Here is a 25,245-nt window from a genome sequence, read left to right as displayed (position 1 = left end):
TTTTTATTAAAAATCAATGTTTACACCCATTACAAAAGATCTTGGTCTTGGGTAAAAATTATTATCTATACCTAAATTTATTTCAGGATCTAAACCGTCGTAATCTGTTATTGTAAAAACGTTTTGCACAGATCCATATAATCTTAAAGTGGTGTTTTTTATTTTGTTTAAAGTATAACCAAGTGTTATATTATCTAATTTAAAGAAAGACGCTTCTTCTACAAAATGATCACTTAAAGCAGTGTCTCCATCTATTATAGTAAAACCAGTATTATAATAATCGGAGTGTATGTTAGATAATATGTTGTTATTTGTAGCATTCGCTAAAACCCCTCTGTTAGCAGCTACATCATTGTACATGTAGTTTCCAAGACTAGCTCTAGATTGTATAGACAAATCCCAGTTTTTGTAGCTTACATTGGTGTTTAATCCCATTAAAATATCTCCAAAAGGATCTTCTTTAATATACTTATCTTCATCATTAATCACGTCATCTCCATTTCTATCTACAAATACACCTTCTAATGGCGTTCCATTTTCGTCATATACTTGTTCATATACGTAAAAACTGTTAGCAGTTTCACCTACTCTTTGCACCTGAACATTATTTCCTACTCCTGTAGAAATGCCTCCAGTTGGTTGGTCTACAGAAAGTTTCGTGATTTCATTATCATTTAAAGATATGTTGTAGTTAATAGACCACTCAAAATCATCTGTTCTAAAAGGTATTACATTTAAATTAAATTCTAAACCTTTATTTACCATATTACCAATGTTGGCATCTATTCGGTTACCAAAATTGGTAAAAGGATCTACTAAAGAACTAGCAATTAGATCTTCTGTTTCTTTTCTATATGCATTAATAGAACCAGAAATACGTCTATTAACAAAAGCATAATCTAAACCTAAGTTAAAGGTTTTACCTACTTCCCAACGTAAGTCTTTATTGATAGGTTCTGGTCTGTAGGTTTGGTAGAAAGTACTTCCAAATTGATAATTAGCAGTATCTGTACTTCCTAAATATCTCGTTAAGAAACCGTAATCTCCTAAACCATTTATATTTCCAATCTCACCATAACCAACACGAAGTTTTAATTCGTTAAAAAATGAATTTTCCATGAAATCTTCTTTATGAATACTCCAAGCTACAGCTGCAGAAGGAAAGTACCCCCACTGATCATCTGGGTTTAATTTAGAAGAAGCATCTGCTCTTAACGAAGCAGTTACATAGTATTTTCCATCATAATCGTAATTTAATCTTCCAAAGTACGATAATAATACATTTTTAGATGGGTCTTCAAATTCGAATTGTACACCATCTTCTTCGTTTTCGCTATCGTAACTGTAATTGTCATATTCAAAAGATTGGAAAACATGTCCTGCAGCAACAGTTAAATTATGTATTTCTTTAAAAGATTTATTGTACGTTAAGTAAGCATCTAAAAGTTTATTAAATGAATTTTGAATATAACTTGTTCTAGCTCCATTAAAAGTTGCGTCGGAAGTTGGAATAAACTCTGAAGTTATTTTTCTACCATGACTATTAGAAGTATCATATCCTAAATTAACAGTAGCTGTTAAGTCTTCGAAACCATGAATCTTATAGTCAAATTTTGCATTTCCAACAAAACGTCTAACTTCAGATGTATCGTCTACTAAGTTTAATAATGCAACAGGATTTGTTGGAGCTAAGTTATTTTGATTACCAGTACCATTATCTAACCATGCAAAGTAACCTGCATATTGAGAACTTGAATCATAAATAGATTGAGTAGGGTCGAAACCAATAGCACTTCCAATAGCATCTCTATTAGCAAAAGTGTTTTCGGTATAAACTGCCCTAGCATTTAACTGTACTTTTAAATGGTCATCTAATAAAGAAGGAGTTAAACTAATCGATCCAGTTGTACGTTGGATGTTATCTCCTTTTAGTATACCATCATGATCCGAATGCCCAATTGAAGCTCTCATTGGAATTCCAAAAGCGCTTCCTAATGCATTAAAGTTATAGTCTTGACCGAATGCGGTTGTGTAAATTTCATCTTGCCAATCCGTATTCGCGTTTCCTAGTAACCCAATTTGAGTTGGACTTCCTATCTCATTAATTAACCCGTTAAATTCTGAAGCAGAAAGAACATCAATGTCATCAACAGGATTATATACCGTTGTTTGGGCACTAAAATTATATTTAAAGTCTCTGTCTTTTCCTTTTTTTGTGGTAATAAGTATCACACCATTAGCTGCTCTAGAACCATAAATAGCTGCAGATGATGCATCCTTTAAAACTACAAAAGTTTCAATATCATTTGGGTTAATAAAGTTTAATGGGTTTCTAGATCCACCAACACCAGAGTTGTCTATTGGCACACCATCTATAACATATAAAGGTTCTGAAGTTAAAGATAAAGATCCTATTCCACGAATAGTAATGTTTTGTCCATCACCAGGAGCTCCACTTCCAGAAGTTACATTTACACCTGCTACTTTACCACTAATAAGGGATTGTGCAGATACAATAGGGCCTTTGTTAAAGTCATCACTTGTTACTAAATCTGTAGTACCAGTTAAGTCTTCTTTTTTTACAGTACCATAACCAATAACTACAACTTCATCTAAACTTGAAGTATCTTCAATTAAGTTAATATTTATGGTTTGTTGTCCGTTATAAACAATCTCTTGCGAAATAAACCCAATGTAAGAAAATACTAAAACGTCTCCGTTATTAACATTAACTTCATATAATCCATCAAAATCTGTTGCAGTTCCTTTAGATGTGTTTTTTATAATCACATTCACACTAGGAAGTGGTAAAGAGGAAGATTGTTCAGTTACTGTTCCTTTTACTGTGTTTTGTGCTACCATGCACAAAGGGAAAATTAGTAGAAAAAACAATAAACTATTTAGTTTTGTTTTCATAAAATATTTTAATTAGTTATTAATTTAATTGTTATATTTTCACTTCTCGATGTTAAAACTATGTAAATTTTATGTAAAGATTTAACATCGAAAAAAGAAAAGACTAGCGCAAACGTTTTCGTGTTGAAAACTTTTTAAAATATGAGGGTTTTGTATAAAAAACAAGTAAAAATTATTACATTGGTAATTAAATATTCCCTTTTTTGAGCAATTAATAAATTCTATGAAACGAAAAGTCACCTTAAAACAGATAGCAAGAGAATTAGATGTATCTATTTCGACAGTATCTAAAGCATTAAGAAATAGCATTGAAATTAGTGAAGATACACGTCAAAAAGTGCAAGCATTTGCAAAATTATATAATTACAGACCTAATAATATAGCACTTAGTTTAAAGAATAGAAAAACTAAAACTATTGGTATAATTATTCCAGAAATTGTGCATCATTTTTTCTCCAAGGTGATTAGTGGTATTGAAGCAGTAGCTAATAAAAGAGGTTATAATGTAATTGTAGGTTTGTCTAACGAGTCTTTTGCTAAAGAGGTTATTAATATGGAAATGTTAGCCAATGGTAGTATTGATGGCTTTATATTATCTATAGCCAAAGAAACGCAACAACAGCAAGATTATCATCATTTTACAGAAACCATTAATCAAGGTATGCCAATTGTAATGTTTGATCGTGTGGTTAACGATATAAAATGTGATAAAGTGATAGTAGATGATGCCGAAGGTGCAAAGCTTGCAGTAAATAAGCTAATTCAATGTGGTTGTAAAAACATAGCGATTGTTACTACTAAGGATTATGTAAGTGTAGGAAAATTAAGAACACAAGGCTATTTAGAAGCACTAGAAGACCATAAAATGAGTCCAGAATCTAGTTTAATATTAAAAGTACATGATCAATTATTATCCGAAGACCACCTAGATTCTTTAGAAATAGAAATAGAAAATTTATTTAAAAACAATAAAAATATCGATGGTGTTTTTGCTGTAAATGAGTTGTATGCCATTACTGCAATGAAAGTAGCAAGAAAGTTAGGTTTTAAAATACCAGAGGATATACAAATTGTAGGTTTTACAGATGGAGTATTGTCTAAACACGCTGTGCCAGCTTTAACAACCGTAAGTCAGCATGGTAAAAAAATAGGCGAAAAAGCCGCCGAATTATTGATTAATAATTTAGAAAGAGAAGATGAAGAAGATGTCTATGAAACGGTAGTAATTGAAACAGAATTAATAGAAAGAAAATCTACCAAATAAAAAAAGAATACAAAATATTTAAAAACTTTTATATCTTTACACCCAAATCAAAACTTATATTTTCATTTCTCACCAATAAGTTTTGATAAGTAAATAGCTTATCAGAATAGTATTCATTTTAAAATATACTATTAATGAAAAAGCGCGCATTAGGTTTTTGGGAAATCTGGAACATGAGTTTCGGTTTTTTAGGAATTCAATTCGGATTTGCACTACAAGGAGGCTTTATGTCTCGAATTTTTCAAACATTAGGAGCAGAAAAAGATGCCATTCCATTATTATGGATTGCAGCACCTCTAACCGGTTTATTAGTACAACCAATTATTGGGTATCTAAGTGATAGAACTTGGAGTGCCAAATGGGGAAGACGAAGACCTTATTTTTTAATAGGAGCTATTTTAAGTTCTATTGCATTGTTTTTCGTACCACATTCTCCAGCACTATGGGTGGCAGCAGGGTTTTTATGGATTCTCGATGCATCCATAAATATTTCTATGGAGCCATTTCGAGCCTTAGTTGCTGATAAACTTCCAGAATCACAACGTTCTTACGGATTTGTTATGCAAACCCTTATTATAGGAATTGGTACTTGGGTTGCTAGTAACTTACCTTGGCTTGTTTCTCAATTAGGAGTTAGTAATGAAGCTGCTTCAGGTGTGGTCCCAATGTCTGTAAAAGTAGCCTTTGCTATAGGAGCTTTTGTGTTTTTAGTAAGTATTTTATATACCGTTTTTACTACTACCGAGTATCCTCCAGAAGACATGGAAGAATTCGAAAAAGAAAAAGCGAAGAAAAATCAATTCATTCCAGATATTTTAAATAATATTGGAAACATGCCACTAACCATGAAAAAGTTAGGTGTGATTCAATTCTTTTCTTGGTTTGCATTTTTTACGATGTGGAGTATGGCAAATCCAGCACTTACCGAGCATGTATTTAATACGCCAGCTCCAGTTGAAAGTGCATATAACATGGCGAATGCTGTTCAAGCTGAAGCTTTTAAAGTCGCAAATACAGCATTTCAAGAATCTTCAAACGCTGTAGGTTCTGCTATGGGAGTCTATGGATTGTCTTCCATGGCCTTCGCACTTTTATTAACCTTTTATACTTCCAAAAAACGCATAAACCGAAAGCTAGTACATTTAGGCTCTTTAATATTAGGAGGTTTAGGTTTCTTATTAATGAGCTACACTTCACCAGAAAATTTAAAATGGTGTTTTGTATTAATTGGCTTTGCTTGGGGAAGTATTCTTTCTATGCCTTATGCTATGTTATCTAGTTCGGTAGATCCAAAGAAAATGGGTGTTATTATGGGAATCTTTAACATGTTTATTGTTATCCCACAAATTATTGCAGCCTTAGGCGGAATTAATTTTGTTTCCGGATTATTAGGAGAAGAGGCAATTAATGCCATGACGGTTGCAGGAATAAGTCTAATAATTGCAGGGCTTTGCAACTTGTTAATCACAAATAAAAATGCAATTACATATCAAGCAGAAGAAATTTAAAAATGAATAAAAAAGGATTTATATTCGATTTAGACGGTGTTATTGTAGATACCGCAAAATATCACTTTTTAGCATGGAAAGAGCTAGCTAAAAGTATAGATATAGATTTTACACACGAACAAAATGAACAACTTAAAGGAGTTAGTCGTGTAAAATCATTAGAAAAAATATTAGCATGGGGAAATAAAACTATTTCTGAAACCCAATTCAAAGCTTTAATGTTGAAGAAAAATGAAGAATATTTAAGCTATATCGCTAAAATGGACGACAAAGAAATTCTACCAGATGTTCCAAAAATTTTAAATTATTTAATACAAAAAGAACAACCAATTTCGTTAGGCTCTGCCAGTAAAAATGCAAGGCCAATTTTAGAAAAAGTGAATTTACTTTCAAAGTTTAATGCTATTGTAGATGGAAATGATGTTAGCAACGCAAAACCAGACCCTGAAGTGTTTTTAATTGCTGCAAAACATTTAAATATAAAACTAGAAAACTGTATCGTATTCGAAGATTCTGTAGCAGGTGTACAAGCTGCAAATACAGCAAATATGATATCCATTGGTATTGGGAAAAAAGAAGTATTGCATGAAGCAGATTATATTTTTTCAGATTTCACCGAAATTGAAAATAGCTTCATCCAAGAATTAATAAATAGATAAAATAATAGAAAGGAGAATTGCAATTTCTGTTTTCATCCTTTCCATAAAAAATAAATAATCAAGAAGTAAAGAAGTAGTCAAAAAGTAAGTGGTCTATATTCTTGATTCTTGATTCTCAAACAAAATAAAATGAATCAAGATTATATACAACCAGACAATTGGTCTATAATTGAAGAAGGTTTTGATGCAGATCGCGTTAAATCATCTGAAAGTTTATTCAGCATAGGTAATGGAGCTATGGGACAACGTGCTAATTTTGAAGAGCATTATTCAGGTCCAACCTTTCAAGGAAGCTACATTGCAGGTGTTTATTATCCGGACAAAACCAGAGTTGGTTGGTGGAAAAATGGCTATCCAGAGTATTTTGCAAAAGTTTTAAATGCACCAAATTGGATTGGTATTCATGTCGAAATTAATGGCGAACAACTAGATTTAAATACTTGTGTTTCAGTTTCTAATTTTAAAAGAGAGCTTAACATGAAAGAAGGTTGGTTATCTAGATCGTTTACTGCAATCCTTCAAAATAAATTAGAAGTAGAAGTAAAAGTGCTTCGTTTTTTAAGTTTAGATTTAGACGAAATTGGAGCGATTAATTACCAAGTAACACCTTTAAACGGAGAAGCTACCATTAGATTTCAACCGTATTTAGATGCCGGAATTACTAATGAAGATACCAATTGGGACGACCAATTTTGGGATACTTTAAACGTAAGTACAGAAAACGAGCAAGCGTTTATTGAAGCAAAAACCATGAAAACGGCTTTCCATACCTGTACATTTATGCAGTCTTCGGTTTTTGTAAATAATACAAAACAAGAGCAGGTTCCAGAAATAGATAAACAAGAAAATTCTATAGCATTCACATATGTCGTTTCTGTAAATACAGACCAAACTGCTAGCATTCAAAAATTTGGTGGTTATACAGTAGATAGAAATCACAATAAAAATCAATTAGTGATAGCTGCTAAAAAAGCTCTAGATACTGCTTCCAATTTAGGATTCAGTGCCCTTTTAAATAATCAAAAAGAAGCTTGGTCTAAAATCTGGGAAATGTCAGATATTACCATCGATGGTGATGTAAAAGCACAACAAGGTATTCGTTTTAATATTTTTCAATTAAACCAAACCTATTTAGGAAAAGACTCGACTTTAAATATTGGTCCAAAAGGATTTACTGGAGAAAAATATGGAGGAAGTACCTATTGGGATACCGAAGCATATTGCATCCCTTTTTATATGGCAACTAAAGACCAGAAAGTTGCAAGAAGTTTGTTAGAATACCGTTATAACCATTTAGAAAAAGCGATAGAAAATGCTCAAAAATTAGGCTTCAAAAATGGAGCGGCATTATATCCAATGGTAACCATGAATGGGGAAGAATGCCATAACGAATGGGAAATTACTTTCGAAGAAATTCATAGAAATGGAGCCATAGCTTTCGCTATTTTTAACTACTATCGCTACACAGGAGATTACAGTTATATTCCAGAAATGGGGTTAGAAGTCCTTATCGGAATTGCTAGATTTTGGCAACAACGTGCCACTTTTTCTACAGATAAAAACAAGTATGTTATTTTAGGTGTTACTGGTCCTAACGAATATGAAAACAACATCAATAATAATTTTTACACCAACTATTTAGCTAAATGGTGCATTGATTACGCATTAGAAAATATCGAGAAAGTAAAAGAAGGTCATCACGACGATTATTTACGTATTTCTGGTAAAACAAAAATTACAGATCAGGAGCTTCATGCTTGGAAAAAAGTAGCAGATAATATGTTTTTTCCATATTCGGAAAAACATCAAGTGTACTTACAACAAGATGGTTTTTTAGATAAAGAATTAATTACTGTAGCAGATTTACCAAAAGCCGATAGACCAATAAACCAAAAGTGGAGTTGGGATCGTATTTTGCGTTCGCCTTACATCAAACAAGCAGATACCTTACAAGGATTGTACTTTTTTGAAGATCAATTTTCTACCGAAGAATTAAAACGTCATTTCGATTTTTACGAACCATTTACTGTGCATGAAAGTTCACTTTCACCTTGTGTGCATAGTATTCAAGCAGCTAAATTAGATCAAATGGACCAAGCGTATACATTTTATTTGCGTACTTCTCGTTTGGATTTAGATGACTATAATAAAGAAGTTGAAGAAGGTCTACATATTACAAGTATGGCTGGAACCTGGATGAGTATTGTGGAAGGTTTTGGTGGTATGCGTGTTAAAAAGGATATGCTACATTTTGAACCTCGTATTCCTAAAGAATGGGATGCATACTCGTTTAAAGTGAATTTTAGAGATCAAATTTTAAAAGTAAATGTATCGCAAGCAGAAACTACTTTCGAGTTAGAAGGAAATACAGATTTAAACATTCTTGTAAATGATAATCCAATAACTGTTTCACCAAATAATTTGGTAAAAATTTAAATTAAGCACACTAATTAGAATGAAAAAATTAATACACATATCATTAATCGTTTTAATTAGTGTTAGTTTTTCTTGTAAAAAGGAAACCAAAAAAGCAATACCTTCTGAAGTTGTAACCGAAGTTATAAACGATATCGAGCGCATCGAACCACCACATTGGTGGACAGGTTTTAATAATACACAAGTACAATTATTGGTGAAGCATGTTAATATTTCGGAAGCAACACCTAGTATAAATTATGCAGGAGTTTCTATTGAAAAAGTGCATAAAGCAGATAGTCCTAATTATCTGTTTTTAGATCTACATATTTCAGAAAGTGCTAAAGCAGGACAATTCAATATTCATTTTAAATTTAATGAAGAAAAAGACCTTGTTCAAACCTACGAAGTAAAAGCGCGTGTAAAAGAGGCTTCCGATTATCAAGGTTTTGATAGTACAGATGCCATTTATTTAATCACTCCAGATCGTTTTGCAAATGGTGATACTTCTAATGATATAAACGAAAGTTTAAAGGAAAAAACCATCAACAGAGAAGATGATTATGCGCGTCATGGTGGTGATTTACAAGGTATTATTCAGCATTTAGATTATATAGAAGATATGGGGTTTACTCAAATTTGGTCGTGTCCTTTATTGACTAACGACATGTCAAGGTCGTCGTATCATGGTTACGCCATGACCGATTTTTACCAAGTAGATCCACGTTACGGAAGCTTAGAAGAATACCAAGAATTAGCTGCAAAAGCGAAAGAAAAAGGTATCGGTTTAATTATGGATCAAGTGGCTAATCATTGCGGAAGTGCACATTGGTGGATGGAAGATTTACCGTTTAAAGATTGGGTCAATCAGCAAGAAAGTTTTGAGAATAATAAACCATTAAATAACTCCAACCACAGACGTACGAGTAACCAAGATTTATATGCTTCCAAACGCGATAAAAAAGAAATGGCAGAAGGTTGGTTTGTGTCTGCAATGCCAGATTTAAATCAGCGTAATCCGTTTATGGCTAATTATATTATACAAAATAGTATTTGGTGGGTGGAAACATTAAACCTTAGCGGAATTCGTCAAGATACCTATCCGTATCCTGATAAAACTTTTATGTCTAATTGGGCAGGAGCTATCATGAATGAGTATCCTAACTTTAGTATTGTTGGTGAAGAATGGAGTACCAATCCGTTGTTAATTGCCTATTGGCAAGAAGGTCATGACAATAAAGATGGTTACGATTCTAATTTAAGATCGACCATGGATTTTGCCATGCAAAAAAATACGGTGGATGCTTTAAATGAAGCCGAACAATGGGACACAGGATTGGTGAAAATATACGAAGGTTTAGCTAACGATTTTGCCTATGCATCACCAAAAGACATTATGGTTTTTCCAGACAATCATGATATGAGTCGCATTTTTACACAATTAAAAGGAGATGTGCCTAATACCAAAATGGCCTTAAGTTATCTATTAACCTTACCTAGAATTCCGCAACTATATTACGGAACAGAAATTTTAATGAACGATTTTGAAAAACCTGGCGACCATGGTTTAATTCGTACCGATTTCCCAGGAGGTTGGCAAGGAGATACTGTCAATACATTTTCTGGTGAAGGTTTAACAGATGCACAAAAAGACATGCAGCTATTCCTTAAAAAAGTATTGAATTACAGAAAATCAAGTGCTGCCATCCATAATGGAAAAACCATTCATTTTGCACCTTTTATGGGAACGTACTTTTTATTTCGAGTTATTGAAGGCGAAACTGTTGTACATATTATTAATAAAAATAATGAACCAATTAGTTTAGATTTAAAACGTTTTGAAGAAGTTGGTTTACAAGGTAAAACATTAAAAAATATAGTAACGAATGAAACTTTTGTTTGGGAAGATGAAATTATCTTAAACGAAAGAGGAAGTTTGTTGCTAACCACAAAAATATAATTATTTGTCATTCCGCACTGGATACGTAATATACTTTTAAAGATTAAACATGAGAAATTTATTATACATACTATTCTTTTTATTATTTCAAGTCACCTATTCTCAGGTAACCATCATTGTTGAAGCACTTCCAAAAGACACTCCACAAGATGCTTCTATATTTGTTTCAGGAGATTTTGAAGGTTGGTCTGGCGGACACAAAGACTACCAATTACAATTTGTAAATGGTCAGCACCAAATAACACTTCCTAAAACAGAACAACGCATTTTATTCAAGTTTACCTTAGGGAATTGGGAGACTTCAGAAAGTACCAATACAGGTGAAACTATAGATAATCGTATTCATAAATTTGAAAAACCAAACGATACAATACAAGTAAAAATAGCAGGTTGGAGTCACCTGTTTGATAATAAAGATGTCTCTACTGCTTCAAAAAATGTTTCCATTATTTCTGAAACATTTCATATACCACAACTCAACAGAGAACGTCGTGTTTGGGTGTATTTACCACCAGATTATCAGACTTCAAAGCAAGATTATCCTGTGGTTTATATGCATGATGGTCAAAATATTTTTGATGCTAGTACTTCGGGTTATGGCGAATGGAATGTAGACGAAACCCTAGACAAACTATTTAAAGAGAACTTAAAACTTATCGTTGTTGGTGTCGATAATGGCGAATCTAAACGCTTAGATGAATATTCTCCTTGGGTACACAACAAGTATGGTGGAGGAGAAGGTGACGCATACATCGATTTTATTGTCAATACCTTAAAACCCTACATAGACACTAATTATAACACCAAAAAAGATAGAAACAATACAGCCATTTTTGGTAGTTCTATGGGAGGTTTAATTTCGCATTATGCAGCTTTAAAACATCCAACAGTTTTTGGTAAAGTTGGTGTGTATTCTCCTGCATTTTGGTTTGCTCCAGAAGTGCATCCTTTTACAAAATCTCATGCCAATATTAAGGATACTAAAATGTACTTTTTAGCTGGAGGAAAAGAAGGTGAAAACGCAGGTTATAACGAGATTAGCCAAACCGTTACAGATATGAATAGTATCATTTCTATTTTAAAAGATAACGGATTTCCAAAAAAAAACATACAGTCTAAAGTCGTTCCTGAAGGCAAACATAATGAAGCTTTATGGGAAAACAATTTTGCTGAAGCTATAACGTGGTTGTTTGCAGATGCTATTAAAAAAAGAGAGTTTAAGACAGCAACCTTTCAAAACAATCAATTACATATTCAGGTTTCAGATGGAAATTATAAAATGCATTTTTACCATCCTGAAATTATCGAAACTACATTTTTGCCTACAGGTGAAACATTTGATAAAGAGTCACACGCTGTTGTTATAGATAAAGTACTTTCTGAGGTGAAATTTAATGAAACAGAAAATGAAATTACTTTTCAATCTGAAAAATTAACAGTGAAAATCACCAAGTCTCCTTTTCATATTTCGTATTGGAAAGACGGAAAAGAAGTTACTTCTGTAAAAAACAGTTTTCAAAAAACAGACAATTTTGAAACCATCAGTTTTAATCTAAAACCTGAGGAAGTATTGTATGGTGCAGGAGCAAGAGCTTTAGGTATGAACCGAAGAGGCAATCGTTTAGAGTTGTACAATAAAGCACATTATGGTTATGAAGACCGAAGTGAGTTAATGAACTATACCATGCCTATTGTGGTGTCTTCCAAAAAGTATTTAATTCATTTTGACAATGCACCAATTGGCTTTTTAGATTTAGATAGTAAAGCAGATAACACACTAACATACGAAACCATTTCTGGAAGAAAAACCTATCAAATTGTAGTTGGTGATTCTTGGTTAGATGTAACGAAGAACTACACCAAACTAACTGGTACACAACCCATGCCACCACGTTGGGCTTTAGGTAATTTTTCTAGCCGATTTGGTTATCATTCGCAAGAAGAAGTAACTGCTACAGTAGAAAAATTTAGAGAAGAGAATATTCCATTAGATGCTATTATTATCGATATTTTTTGGTTCGGAAAAACCATTCAAGGTACTATGGGAAACCTTGCTTTTGATCGTGATTCTTTTCCAAACCCAAAACAAATGCTAAAAGGATTAAAAGACAATAATGTCAAAACCGTTTTAGTAACAGAACCGTTTGTATTAACCACATCAAACCGTTGGGACGAAGCGGTAAAAGCAGATGTTTTGGCTAAAGATTCATTAGGGAATCCGTTTACTTACGATTTCTATTTTGGTAACACAGGATTGATAGATATTTTCAATCCAAAAGGAAAACAATGGTTTCAAAATATTTATAAAGACTTAGCCGATTTAGGGGTTTCAGGAGTTTGGGGAGATTTAGGAGAACCAGAAGTACATCCTAAAAATCTAATACACGCCACAGGAACAGCAGATGAGGTACATAATATTTATGGTCACCATTGGGCGGAATTAGTACAAGATATGTACATCCAAAATTTTCCAAATACAAGACCATTTATTTTAATGCGTGCAGGAAGTTCTGGATCGCAACGATTTGGTATGATACCTTGGTCTGGGGATGTCAACAGAACTTGGGGAGGATTACAATCTCAACCAGAAATTGCATTACAAATGGGAATGCAAGGATTAGCTTATATGCATAGTGATTTAGGTGGTTTTGCTGGTAATAATTTAGATGATGAGTTGTATGCTCGATGGTTACAGTATGGTGTGTTTCAACCTATTTACAGACCACATGCACAAGAAGAAGTGCCTGCAGAACCTGTTTTTAGAAGCGATAAAGCAAAAGCCTTAGCTAAAGAGTCTATCGAATTACGTTACCAATTACTACCTTATAATTACAATTTAGTTTTCGAAAATAACCAAACTGGTGCGCCTTTAATGCGAGCTTTATTTTTTGAAGAAGAAGACAATGTGAAGTTGCAAACTATGGCTTCAACATACCTTTGGGGAAATGATTTTTTAGTCACGCCTATTGTGAATGCTAAGCAAACAGAAGCTGAGGTGTACTTTCCTGAAAACAGTAATTGGTTTGATTTTTATACCAATAAAAAAGTAGAAGGCGGACAAGCATTTGCGGTTAAAACGCAAGAAAATAGTATTCCAACGTACGTTCGTGGTGGCGCATTTATTCCAACTGCAAAAGCCATGCAAAGCACTGCAGAATATAATGGAAACACTTTCGAGTTGCATTATTATTACGATGCTTCTATAGCTAAAAGTGAACGTAAAATGTATAATGACGATGGTAAAACAAAAAACGCTTTTGAAAACGGTCAATATGAGATTTTAGAGTTTGAAGCAGAAACCACTTCAAAGCTTTTAGAATTGCAGTTTGAAGCAGAAACAGGTGCTAAATACGTTACAACTACTAAAAATATAGATGTAGTAATTCACCATTTTCCTAAAGCACCAAAACGTATAAAAAGCAATGGTAAGAAATTAGATTTCCATTACGATGCAAACTCAAAAACGTTGCGTTTTAATCTAAAGTGGAACACTTCAAGTAGCCATAAAACACAAATAACATACTAAGTATAACATGAAAAAGAACATACTTTTAATTGCATTAACTTTGCTCGCTTTTAGTTGTAAAACCGAAAAAAAAGTAAATCAAGATATCGCTCAAGATCAGAAAAAAGAAGCGGCTACAACCCCTTTTGTTTGGGATGCTGCAAACATCTATTTTTTATTGACAGATCGTTTTAATAATGGAGACAAAACCAATGATGTAAACTATGGAAGAACCCAAGAAACTGCTGTTTTACGAGGTTTTGAAGGTGGCGATTTAAAAGGGATTATCCAAAAAATTGAAGAAGGTTATTTTACAAACTTAGGAATCAATGCCATTTGGATGTCGCCAATCGTGGAGCAAATTCATGGTGGAACAGACGAAGGAACTGGTGTAACCTATGGTTTTCATGGGTATTGGACAAAAGATTGGACCAACATTGATGCTAATTTAGGAACCAAAGCGGATTTAAAAAAATTGGTTGATGCAGCACATGAAAAAGGTATAAGAATTTTATTGGATGCAGTTATCAATCATACAGGTCCAGTTACAGAGCAAGATCCTGTTTGGCCAAGCGATTGGGTAAGAACAGACCCACAATGTAGTTACGATAATTACGAAAACACCATAACGTGTACTTTGGTAAAAAATCTGCCAGACATTAAAACCGAAAGTAACGAAGCTGTAGAATTACCACCACAATTGGTGGAAAAATGGAAAGCAGAAGGTCGTTATGACGAAGAGGTTGCAGAATTAGATGCCTTTTTTAAAGCTACAGGTTATCCGCGTGCTCCTCGTTTTTATATCATGAAATGGTTAAGCGATTACATTACAGATTTTGGTATTGATGGTTACCGAGTAGATACCGTAAAACATACCGAAGCTTTTGTATGGCAAGAGTTTAAAGCTGTTTGTGATAACGCTTTCGCGGAATTTAAGCAGCAAAACCCAAACAAAGTTCTAGACGATAATGCGTTTTACTTGGTTGGAGAAGTATATAATTACGGAATTTCAGCAGGAACAGCTTTTGATTTTGGAGATAAAAAAGTGAACTATTTTGATGCTGCTTTTAATAGTCTAATTAATTTTGAATTTAAATGGAATGCTGCTCAGCAAACCTATGAAGAACAATTCAAAAAATACGATAGTCTTTTGCATACCAACCTTAAAGGTTATGGTGTATTAAACTATTTAACGTCTCATGACGACGGACAACCTTTCGATAAAAATAGAGAGAAAACCTACGAAACAGCTACACGATTATTGTTGTCTCCCGGAGCTTCACAAGTATATTATGGAGATGAATCTGCAAGAGATTTAACCATAGATGGAACCGTTGGAGACGCTACTTTAAGAAGTTTCATGAATTGGGAAGAACTTTCTCAAAAACAAGATGTACTAAGCCATTGGCAAAAATTGGGTCAGTTTAGACGCAATCATCCTTCTATTGGAGCAGGAAAGCATACTAGGATTAGCAATGCACTTTACTTTTTTAGTAGAAGCTATACTAAAGGGTATTTTAAAGATGACGTCATTGTTGGTATCGATATTCCTAAAGGAAAACACACCATTAACGTGTCTTCTGTTTTTAACGATGAAGATACAGTGAAAGATTTTTATTCCGGAAAAACAGTAGAAGTAGTAAACGGAAACATCACAATAGAAGTAGAGTCAAATATTTTATTATTAGAAGAATTAAACTAAATATACGCATGAAAAAAATAATCTTATCCTTAGTGTTTCTTAGCATTTTAGCATGTAAAGAAGAGAAGAAACAAGTAGAAGTTGCAACAGCTTCAGAAGAAAAAATAAGCATAGAACCTATTTCGGCTTCCGACTTAGAAACGGCTGTCATTTATGAAGCGAATATTAGACAATATTCCCCAGAAGGAACTTTTGAGCAATTTACAAAAGACATTCCGCAGTTAAAACAATTAGGTGTAAAAGTGATTTGGTTAATGCCAGTGTTTCCTATTTCAGAAACCAAAAGAAAAGCAACAGGAGGAGAGGACAGCAAGTTTGCAACCGATTTTCCAGAAGCAGAACAAGGTAAATATTTAGGAAGTTACTATGCGGTTTCCGATTTTACTAAAATTAATCCAGAATTTGGGACTATTGAAAATTTTAGAGATTTAGTAAATACTGCTCATGACAATGGGATTTATGTCATTTTAGACTGGGTGCCAAATCATACAGGTTGGGATCATACTTGGTTAAAAACCAATCCGGAGTATTATACACAAAACGAGAAAGGAGCGGTTGTACATCCTGAAGATACCGATTGGACAGATGTTGCCGATTTAAATTACGATAATCAAGAAATGCGTAAAGAAATGATTGCAGATATGAGCTATTGGTTAACAGATGAAGGTGTTGATGGTTTTAGATGTGACGTAGCAGGATCGGTACCAACTAATTTTTGGGAACAAGCTATTCCAGAATTACGTGCTAAAAAAGATATTTTTATGCTAGCAGAAGCTTGGGAACCAGAATTATTGAAAGACGGTTTGTTTGATATGGCGTATGGTTGGGATGGACACCATGTTATGAATCATATCGCTAAAGGGGAAGAAAATGCAACCGCTTTTTCAGATTATATGAAGAAGAGAAATGAAACCTACCTAGCAGATGATATATTAATGAATTTTGTAACCAATCACGATGAAAACTCTTGGAATGGCACCATTAAGGAACGTATGGGAAATGCTTCTGAAACAATGACTGCTTTAAGTTATGTAATGCCTGGAATGCCATTAATTTATTCTGGTCAAGAATATGATTTAGACCACAGGTTATTGTTTTTTGAAAAAGATAGTTTCCCGCATACGAAAGGAAATACTTGGAAGTTGTTAGAAAAACTGGGGAAACTTAAAAGTACAAGTACTGCACTAAATGGAGGTAAAAATGCTGCTTCTTATGAAAAAATAGCTGTTCCGAATAAAAATATTTTAGCATTTAAAAGAAGTAAAAATGGAAGTACCGTTATTTATTTAGCAAACCTTTCTAATCAAGAATTAAAAGTAAGTCTACCTATAAAAGGAAAGTATTTAGATTATATGACAAATTCAGCCATTGAAATCGATGAAGAAGTTATGCCATTAGGAGCTTGGGAGTATAAAATATTAATAAATTAAAATGTAAAATGATGAAGAATATTTTGTTTTTATACTGTTTTTTCTTTTTAAATATTACTGTTTTTGCTCAAGTAGGAGTTGGTACTATAGATCCTAAAAGTACTTTAGATATTAATGGAAACCTTTCTGTAAAACACCTTACTTTAACGGGTAGCGGGACAGCTACAGATATTAATGATGGTGTTTATTTGTCTGTAGATCCGCAAGCTACAGATCAGGAATTTAGGCTTCCAAATCCCATTAGTTTTCCAGGGAGAGTTTATATTATTAGGAATATTAATAATGTAAATACTGCACAGTTAACAACTACTTCAGGTTTATTATTTCCTAAAGGGTCCACAATTGGAAGTTCGCAAGTTTATATGTACGAAAATAATTTAAGAACTATAATAGTAATTAGTGATGGTTTTAATTGGACGTACATGGATTAATTATTTAAATATAAACCCCAGAAAAGTCTCTTTTGAATACTAATTCGAAGAGACTTTTTTTTGTTTAAAAACTTGATTTTGTTGGGCTAGGACATACAACTAAAATGTAGAGAAAAAATAATTGAACTGTTAAGGATATTAGATTTAAAACGACTAAAATATATATTTGTATTTTTATACTATAAATTTAATAATCATGGAAGTGTTTAACCAGTCCGAATCACCAATGTGTTTGCAGATTAGCTTTAATAAGTTATTAGAGCATTATGAGGAGTTAGTTACTAATTCTGATGCGTTTATTTCTAGAAAAGCACAACGTGTTTTAAAAACAGCGGCTCCTTACCCTATACTTCGTGAAGGATTTACCGATATTAAATTACTGGAAAAATACAAAAATGAAATTCAAATCATATTACAAGATTCTTTTAGTGCAGTTTTAACAAAAAATGAAATTAAAACGGCTTCTATACCTTTTGAAGATGTAGTTTTTAATTCCTCGGAACGCTTTAAATCTATTATTAAAACAGCAGGAGAAAATTTTGATTTGAAAATACAAAATATGCCTGAAGATGATAGGTATATTATTTATTGTACAATTATTTTAAACTTTTATTATGGATATTCGTTAGACTTTAAAAGACCTTTTTATTACGAAATACCAGACGAAAAAGGAATTATCCGATATTATAAAATATTATATAATGCCGATTTTGTAGAGATTATTCCTAATGAAAATACACCTAAAATAACACAGGAAGATTATAATGAGTTATTAGATAATTTTGAAAATATAGATTTATGGAAAGCAAAGTTTCCTCCAAATAGTTATTCTTTTAAAGGTTTTGTGATTTCTAATATGTTTGATGTTACCAATGATCAATCTATTTCCAATATTAAATCTAAATTAATAGGAGAGAACAAGCGAAAAGATGAAACTTTTATGGAAGGATTTCATGAAATTTTTCGCTCGTTATTAGGTTTAAAAGATATACGGGTAGGTTTTTCAATTTATAATAAAGAGGACCAAACTTTTGAACGTGTGTACGGAGCAGGAATGAGTAGTTTTTTATTACATGATTTAGATACTTCTATATGCTCTGATGCTTTGTGTAATTGGACATATAATAGACTTTTAAATGAAAAAAAGTTTTTTTCCGTTTCCGATGTAAACCTAATGTTTGAAAAAACAGAAGGGAAGATTCCACATATAAATATTCTTCATAAACAAGGAATACAGAGTGCTATTTTTGCACCTATTGCTACAGATGATGAGGTTATGGGGATTCTTGAAATCGTTTCAGAAAAACCAAAAGTACTTAACAGCATTAATGCAAATAAGCTTACAGATATTATGCCTTTTATCGTCTCTGCTGTCGAACGTTCTAAAAATGAAGAAGAGAATTTAATTGAAGCTGTTATACAACAAGAATGTACTTCTATTCATTCCAGTGTAAATTGGCGATTTATAAAAGAAGCTAGAAATTTTATTAATGCCCAATTAAAAGGGGAAGAACCAAACTTTAATAAAATAGTTTTTGATAATGTGTATCCGCTTTATGGGCAAATTGATATTAAAGGATCTTCGGAAGCTAGAAATTGGGCAACACAACAAGATTTAATATTACAATTAAAAAATGTAGAAGCTATTTTAAAAAGTGCTTCCGAGATAGAGAAACTTCCTATTTATGATCAGTTTATATTTCAAATAAGAGAATATTTAACCGATTTAAAAGAACATTTTCAAGTAGATAGTGAACAACATATTGCTTCTTTTTTTAGTCAAGATATAGAGCCTGTTTTAGAGCATTTGGTTTCTGTAAAAGCATTAAAATCTAAAGTCGAGAACTATTATAAAACGATTGATAGTACTGTGAAAGTAGTTTATAAGCACAGAAAACAGTATGACGATACCGTGTCTAAAATAAATAAAAGCATGGCCTCGCTTTTAGATAAAAAGCAGGTGAAAGCACAAAAAATGTACCCACATTATTTTGAGCGTTTTAAAACAGATGGTGTAGAACATAACATGTATATTGGCGAGTCTATAACTAAAGAGGATAGCTTTAATCCTATTTATTTATATAATTTAAGATTATGGCAAGTACAGGTTATGTGCGAAATGGAAAATGCATATTACCAAATGCGAAATAAATTTCCTGTACAATTAGATGTGGCTTCCATGATACTTGTTTTTAACCAGCCTTTATCTATAAGTTTTAGAATGGACGAAAAGCAATTTGACGTAGATGGTACTTATAATGCCAGATATGAAATTGTAAAAAAACGTGTAGATAAAGCCTATATTAAAGGAACAGAAGAACGTATTACCCAAAAAGGAAAAATAACGATTGTGTATTCGCAAAAACAAGATGAAGTAGAATACTTGCGTTATATTAAATTTTTACAAGCCAAGCATTATTTAGATACTGATGTAGAGATTTTGGAGTTGCAAGATTTACAAGCTGTAACAGGTTTAAAAGCTATACGAGTGCGTGTGTTATATCATAAAAATAAAACCGATAAGGCTTTTTATACTTATGATGATTTAATGAAAGAAATTAAAGCTTAAATGCCAGAATATTGAAAAGCTATTGCAAAAGCAATAACACTACAAATGATGCCAACCATGAAGACCGTATAGGTGACACGAAGTATTTTGTATTTCCTGTTTAATACTAAGCCTAAAAAGTATAAATCTTTTTTCATTGCAGAATATAAATAGTCTTTGTCTTTCATCATTTCTCCCATTGCCCATTCAAACTCGTCTAATTTCATTTTATGAAAATTACCAAAAAATAAAAGATTTACTTTTTTGTTCGCTACATCTTCTTTAGTAAATTCTCCTCGTGTTACATTTGGTCTTGTAGCTATAACAGACAATATCATCGATGTTACAGTGAACAATACAAAAACTACAGTAGGGTAAATAAGGTAGGTGTTAGATGGGTTGTCTAATTTAGGTAAAAGATTAGCCATTACTAAAGATACAATAATAGCATTCACCGATAATAAAATATTCGCTTTGGTATCTGCAATATCACTTAGTGTAATATGGTTTTTAAGTGTTACTCTAAACATGGTTTCTATACCGCGTTCTGGAATTTCAATTTTATTTTTCTTGAATTTTAATTCTTCTTTTTTCTGCTTTAATTTGGCTTTGTTTAATTGTAGCTTGCTTTGATCTTTAAGTAGTTTCGCGAGATTTTTACTTTTTCCTTTTTCCCATAGAGAAACTGCTAAGTCACTATTAAATTTGTGGTCTTTGGTGAGAAACGTAATGTTTTCATCCAGCCATTCTGTATTTGTTAGTTTCTTTTGGTTGGTTAATTCTAATTCTTTTTTTAAAAGTTGTGTAACATTACTAAAATTCTTGTTTCCAATATGTGCACAATCTGCATCACGAATCAATTTTTCTAACTCATTTTTTGGTGTATATCCCATTTTTGTAGCTAGAATTAAGTCATTTACCGTTTTAATTTCATCTACAGTACAATTGTGTTTTTGTAAAAAGGCTTTTGCAAGAGCTGCACTATGTGTTTCGTGATCGTTAATGCTTTTTATAAAACCAACATCATGAAACCATGCGCTAATAATTAAAAGCTTTTTACTTTGTGGATCTAAACGGCCTATATCTGCAAGTTCTGTTGCTTTTTTCACCACATTTTGTGTGTGCGTCAAATTATGGTAAACAAAGCTATTATCTAAATTTGTATTTAAAAGATGAACAACATGTTTTTCGGTTTCGGCAATAATATGATCCATAAAAGAATATGATTTTAAGTAAAAATACTAAACTTTAATTAATGTATAACAAACAACTTTTTTAGTCGGAAAGAATAGAAATACTTTCTGTTTATTTTAAACGAAATTCATACAAGTTTCCTCCAGCTCCATGTGCTTTTTCGTCTGTTATATAAACCGTTTGATTGTCTTTAAAACAAATGCCTTCTTTTTGCGATTCATAATTAAAAGGAAACTCTCTTATTGTACCATTTAAAAAATCATCTTCTTTAAAGTCTGTGAAAAGTAAAACAGATTTTTGATTTAGTAAAACTACCTGCTTGCCATCCGGACTAATATCTGCAGAAGTTATCCAACAATGTAGGTCGTCGCAGTTAGAATAGGTTCCTAGAAATTGTGCTTCATGCGTTCCAGAATTCGCAGGAATTTTATACAGATTTGTTTTTCCAAAATCTCCTTTTACGCGACTTTTGGTAAATAAGTATAAGTTGTTATTATGATAAAAAAATGCTTCGCAATCAAAGTAAAGTTTTTTCTTTTTTGGTGGAAATTTTTTTTGATCCGGATAGGTAAAGGAAATACGTTCAATCGAAACTTTTTCTTTACTTTTTAAGCTAGAAGCACTAACTTTTAAAATAGCCAAATTTTTACGCTTACTTATATTGTTTCCAAAATCACCAATATAAATGTTTCCTTCAGTATCACTAGTTAGATCCTCCCAATCGTGGTTTTTGGCATCTATTTTTAATTCTTCTTTTATTTTGCCATTTGCATTTAATCCAAAGAGCCTTGGTTTGTTTCCGCTGTCGTTTACCATCCAAATCAAGTTGGAATTTGTAGTGGTTTCTGTTCCAGAAACTTCGTTTAAATTGGAAGATAAATCGACTGCCGATTTAAATTCGGAGGTATTACAGCCTGTGTATAAAAATATTATTAGGATAAGGAGTTTATTCAAAGCAGTTATTATTTATTAATGCTAAATTTACGTGGTTTTTAAAAATAAGGAAACATCCATAACTAAAACCAGAGAATCAAAGATAATAATTAAATGGATGCTACATGTTACCTATAAAAAACAATATATAAAAAACATGAAACAAAAAGACGTATTAATTATTGGAGGTGGAGCAGCCGGCTTTTTTGCAGCTATCAATATCGCTGTTCAAAACCCAAAATTAAAAATAACGATATTAGAAAAAGCTAAGGAAGGTTTGCAGAAAGTGAAAATTTCTGGAGGAGGAAGGTGTAATGTTACTCATGCAGAATTTATACCACAGGATTTGGTGTTAAATTATCCCAGAGGAGAGAAAGAATTACTTGGTCCTTTTCATCAATTTATGACAGGAGATACTATTGCTTGGTTTGAAGAACGTGGAGTCGCTTTAAAGATAGAAGAAGATGGTAGAATGTTTCCTGAGTCGAATACATCGCAAACGATTATAGATTGTTTTTTAAACGAAACGAAAAAGCATCAAATAGAAGTGTTATATAGTCAAACCGTAAAATCTATTCTTAAAGAAGAAGGTTTGTGGAATATTAAAACACAAGACGAAGTATTTATAGCGCCTAAAATATTGGTTGCCACTGGAAGTAGTCCTAAAATGTGGAAGGTGTTAGAAACGTTAAATCATTCCGTGATTCCACCTGTACCTTCGTTGTTTACTTTTAATATAAAAGATGATCGCATAAAAGATATTCCGGGAGTAGTTGCTCAAAATGTAGAAATTCAGGTAGTTGGTACCGAGTTGTTTTCCGAAGGGCCTTTGTTAATAACACATGTTGGTATGAGTGCTCCTTCTATTTTAAAACTATCTGCTTTTGGAGCTTTACAACTGGCCAAATTAGATTATAAATTTACTATTGCAGTGAATTTTATCAAAATGGATTATCAAGATTGTTTAGCTACTTTAAAAGATTTGAAATTAAGTTTGGCTAAAAAAACTGTTTTAAAGGCTCCTCAGTTCGATTTGCCAAAACGTTTATGGAAACAATTAGTTTTAGCTTCCGTAATACAGGATGACAACCGATGGGCAGATTTAAATAAAAACCAATTGGAAGCACTTGCTGCACAATTAACAAAAGCGCATTTTAAGGTAGATGGAAAAAGTACGTTTAAAGATGAATTTGTAACCGCAGGAGGAATTGATTTAAAAGAAATTAATTTTAAGACTTTTGAAAGTAAGCTACATGCAAATCTTTATTTTGCAGGAGAAGTTATTAATGTAGATGCTATAACTGGTGGTTTTAATTTTCAGAATGCATGGACAGGAGCGTTTATAGCTTCACAATATATTTCTAAATAAAATGGAAACGTACATTGCTTTATTAAGAGGAATTAATGTTGGAGGTCATAAAAAAGTGCCAATGGCAACCTTACGAGAACTGCTAACAAATTCCGGTTTCGAAAATGTAAAAACATATATACAAAGTGGAAATATTGTTTTGCAGTCTTCAGAAAATAACACAAAAATTATTGAAAATATTATTAGTGAAATAATACGATCACATTTTAAATTCGAGGTTCCAGTTTTAGTAAAAACAAAAGAAGAGTTAGCACACATTTTTTATAATTGCCCTTTTAAGAAAATAGAAAAACAAAAAAGTTATTTTATTTTACTTCAAGAAATACCTAATAAAGATTTGGTTACGCTTGCTTTAAAAAAAGAATACAAAGCAGAGACATTTAAAATAATAAATAACTGTATTTACTTTTATAGTGAAGCAGGTTATGGGAAATCTAAATTCAATGCGAATTATTTCGAGCGAATACTTAAAACTGCAGCTACAGCAAGAAATTATAATACCATGGTTAAGCTATTGTCTTTAGTGAAATAATGTGTTTTTTGAATGTTTTATAGCATACCATGAAGCATTTGCAGCTTCATTATTTTGTGCATCAGTCATTGGTAAAACACCATTTAAATTTAAACTAACAGCTGCAACTACATTGCTGTAAGGAACTTGAGATATAAGTGTTGCATAAAAACCTTTTCTAACAGCAAGCGCTAACATAGGTAATCGTATACGCTGTATTATCCATTGGTTACTTTTCAATATGCCTAACAGCATCCCATGAAGCATTTGCAGCTTCATTAATTTGTGCATCAGTCATTGGTAAAACACCATTTAACTTTAAATCAACAGCTGCAACCACATTACTGTAAGCAAGTTGCACTAATAAAGTTACATGTATATTTTTTAAAATACCGCTTTTTACACCATTCCAAAAAAAAGCAGCATGTTTTCTATAGTAGGTTTTAGTTTCTTCAACTAAATCTAATGGTATGATTGGAGGTTTGGCTACATGTTCGTAAAAATGAAAAGCTACAGGATTGCTAATGTAGTAATGGTATAAGTCTTTCCAGTATTTTTTAAAAATCTGTTCAGGATTTGTGTTTTCAGACTTTATTATAAGTATAGAACCAAAGTCTTTTCTTATCATTTTATAAATGTGGCAAAGTATATCTTCTTTATCTTTAAAATAATAATATATAGTACCAATAGCAACATTAGATTCTCTAGCTACTTGAGACATAGGTGTTGCATGTACCCCTTGTTTTACTACAAGTTCTAGCATTGTTAAAAGTATACGCTGTTTTTTATCCACTTATTAATATAGAATAACCATTTGGTTACAATCTACAAAAAATAAATATTTCTTTAGTTTTTTTAAAAATGTTTACGATGAAATACACTTAGTATTACACTTTTTAA

Annotated in this window: 17 protein-coding genes; 12 read left to right on the top strand and 5 right to left on the bottom strand. The window is 32.2% G+C overall.

Annotated elements, in window-relative coordinates; genetic code table 11:
* Nucleotides 1–6: 6 nt before the first annotated feature.
* Entirely contained in the window at nucleotides 7–2,916 is a 2,910-nt protein-coding gene (locus tag Q4512_RS00830; RefSeq protein WP_303420598.1) for a TonB-dependent receptor, read from the bottom strand.
* Nucleotides 2,917–3,139: 223 nt separating this feature from the next.
* On the opposite strand from Q4512_RS00830, the gene Q4512_RS00825 reads away from it, so the two are divergent.
* From Q4512_RS00825 to Q4512_RS00780, 10 genes are all read left to right on the top strand, one after another.
* Nucleotides 3,140–4,180, top strand: coding sequence for a LacI family DNA-binding transcriptional regulator (locus tag Q4512_RS00825; protein WP_303420596.1), 1,041 nt, complete (start codon nucleotides 3,140–3,142; stop codon nucleotides 4,178–4,180).
* Nucleotides 4,181–4,314: 134 nt separating this feature from the next.
* On the top strand, nucleotides 4,315–5,688 hold the full coding sequence (locus Q4512_RS00820; protein ID WP_303420594.1) for an MFS transporter: 1,374 nt from the start codon (nucleotides 4,315–4,317) through the stop codon (nucleotides 5,686–5,688).
* A gap of 2 nt (nucleotides 5,689–5,690) precedes the next feature.
* On the top strand, nucleotides 5,691–6,347 hold the full coding sequence (gene pgmB, locus Q4512_RS00815) for a beta-phosphoglucomutase (protein ID WP_303420591.1): 657 nt from the start codon (nucleotides 5,691–5,693) through the stop codon (nucleotides 6,345–6,347).
* 129 nt (nucleotides 6,348–6,476) lie between these two features.
* Nucleotides 6,477–8,783, top strand: coding sequence for a glycoside hydrolase family 65 protein (locus tag Q4512_RS00810; RefSeq protein ID WP_303420589.1), 2,307 nt, complete (start codon nucleotides 6,477–6,479; stop codon nucleotides 8,781–8,783).
* Between the two features lie 19 nt (nucleotides 8,784–8,802).
* Nucleotides 8,803–10,722 (top strand): glycoside hydrolase family 13 protein, encoded by a 1,920-nt coding sequence (locus tag Q4512_RS00805; RefSeq protein ID WP_303420587.1) that lies wholly within the window; start codon nucleotides 8,803–8,805, stop codon nucleotides 10,720–10,722.
* 49 nt (nucleotides 10,723–10,771) lie between these two features.
* Nucleotides 10,772–14,248, top strand: coding sequence for a TIM-barrel domain-containing protein (locus Q4512_RS00800; protein WP_303420585.1), 3,477 nt, complete (start codon nucleotides 10,772–10,774; stop codon nucleotides 14,246–14,248).
* A 7-nt stretch (nucleotides 14,249–14,255) separates the two neighbouring features.
* On the top strand, nucleotides 14,256–15,929 hold the full coding sequence (locus Q4512_RS00795; RefSeq protein ID WP_303420582.1) for an alpha-amylase family glycosyl hydrolase: 1,674 nt from the start codon (nucleotides 14,256–14,258) through the stop codon (nucleotides 15,927–15,929).
* Nucleotides 15,930–15,937: 8 nt separating this feature from the next.
* Nucleotides 15,938–17,359, top strand: coding sequence for an alpha-amylase family glycosyl hydrolase (locus Q4512_RS00790; RefSeq protein ID WP_303420580.1), 1,422 nt, complete (start codon nucleotides 15,938–15,940; stop codon nucleotides 17,357–17,359).
* Nucleotides 17,360–17,367: 8 nt separating this feature from the next.
* Complete coding sequence (locus Q4512_RS00785) at nucleotides 17,368–17,790, top strand: hypothetical protein (RefSeq protein WP_303420578.1); 423 nt, start codon at nucleotides 17,368–17,370, stop codon at nucleotides 17,788–17,790.
* Nucleotides 17,791–17,986: 196 nt separating this feature from the next.
* Complete coding sequence (locus tag Q4512_RS00780; protein ID WP_303420576.1) at nucleotides 17,987–20,359, top strand: GAF domain-containing protein; 2,373 nt, start codon at nucleotides 17,987–17,989, stop codon at nucleotides 20,357–20,359.
* On the opposite strand, the gene Q4512_RS00775 is transcribed toward Q4512_RS00780, so the two are convergent.
* Nucleotides 20,356–21,552, bottom strand: coding sequence for a Pycsar system effector family protein (locus Q4512_RS00775; RefSeq protein WP_303420574.1), 1,197 nt, complete (start codon nucleotides 21,550–21,552; stop codon nucleotides 20,356–20,358). The genes Q4512_RS00780 and Q4512_RS00775 overlap by 4 nt on opposite strands.
* A gap of 91 nt (nucleotides 21,553–21,643) precedes the next feature.
* Complete coding sequence (locus Q4512_RS00770) at nucleotides 21,644–22,486, bottom strand: hypothetical protein (protein WP_303420572.1); 843 nt, start codon at nucleotides 22,484–22,486, stop codon at nucleotides 21,644–21,646.
* 136 nt (nucleotides 22,487–22,622) lie between these two features.
* Here Q4512_RS00770 and Q4512_RS00765 point away from each other — a divergent pair, with 136 nt between their 5' ends.
* Together Q4512_RS00765 and Q4512_RS00760 are read left to right on the top strand one after the other, a co-directional pair.
* Nucleotides 22,623–23,834, top strand: a complete 1,212-nt coding sequence (locus tag Q4512_RS00765; protein ID WP_303420571.1) for an NAD(P)/FAD-dependent oxidoreductase — start codon at nucleotides 22,623–22,625, stop codon at nucleotides 23,832–23,834.
* Nucleotide 23,835: 1 nt separating this feature from the next.
* Nucleotides 23,836–24,366, top strand: coding sequence for a DUF1697 domain-containing protein (locus tag Q4512_RS00760; RefSeq protein ID WP_303420568.1), 531 nt, complete (start codon nucleotides 23,836–23,838; stop codon nucleotides 24,364–24,366).
* Here Q4512_RS00760 and Q4512_RS00755 read toward each other — a convergent pair.
* Nucleotides 24,355–24,585 carry a hypothetical protein gene (locus Q4512_RS00755; RefSeq protein ID WP_303420566.1) on the bottom strand — a complete coding sequence of 77 codons (231 nt, stop codon included), beginning with the start codon at nucleotides 24,583–24,585 and terminating at the stop codon, nucleotides 24,355–24,357. The two genes, Q4512_RS00760 and Q4512_RS00755, sit on opposite strands and share 12 nt — an antisense overlap.
* Nucleotides 24,575–25,108, bottom strand: a complete 534-nt coding sequence (locus Q4512_RS00750; RefSeq protein WP_303420564.1) for a TetR/AcrR family transcriptional regulator — start codon at nucleotides 25,106–25,108, stop codon at nucleotides 24,575–24,577. The genes Q4512_RS00755 and Q4512_RS00750 overlap by 11 nt, the downstream gene beginning before the upstream one ends.
* Nucleotides 25,109–25,245: the final 137 nt, after the last annotated feature.

This window comes from Oceanihabitans sp. 2_MG-2023, from assembly GCF_030547245.1.
Taxonomy (GTDB): Bacteria; Bacteroidota; Bacteroidia; order Flavobacteriales; family Flavobacteriaceae; genus Oceanihabitans.
This window is presented reverse-complemented; position numbering and strand designations above follow the sequence as displayed.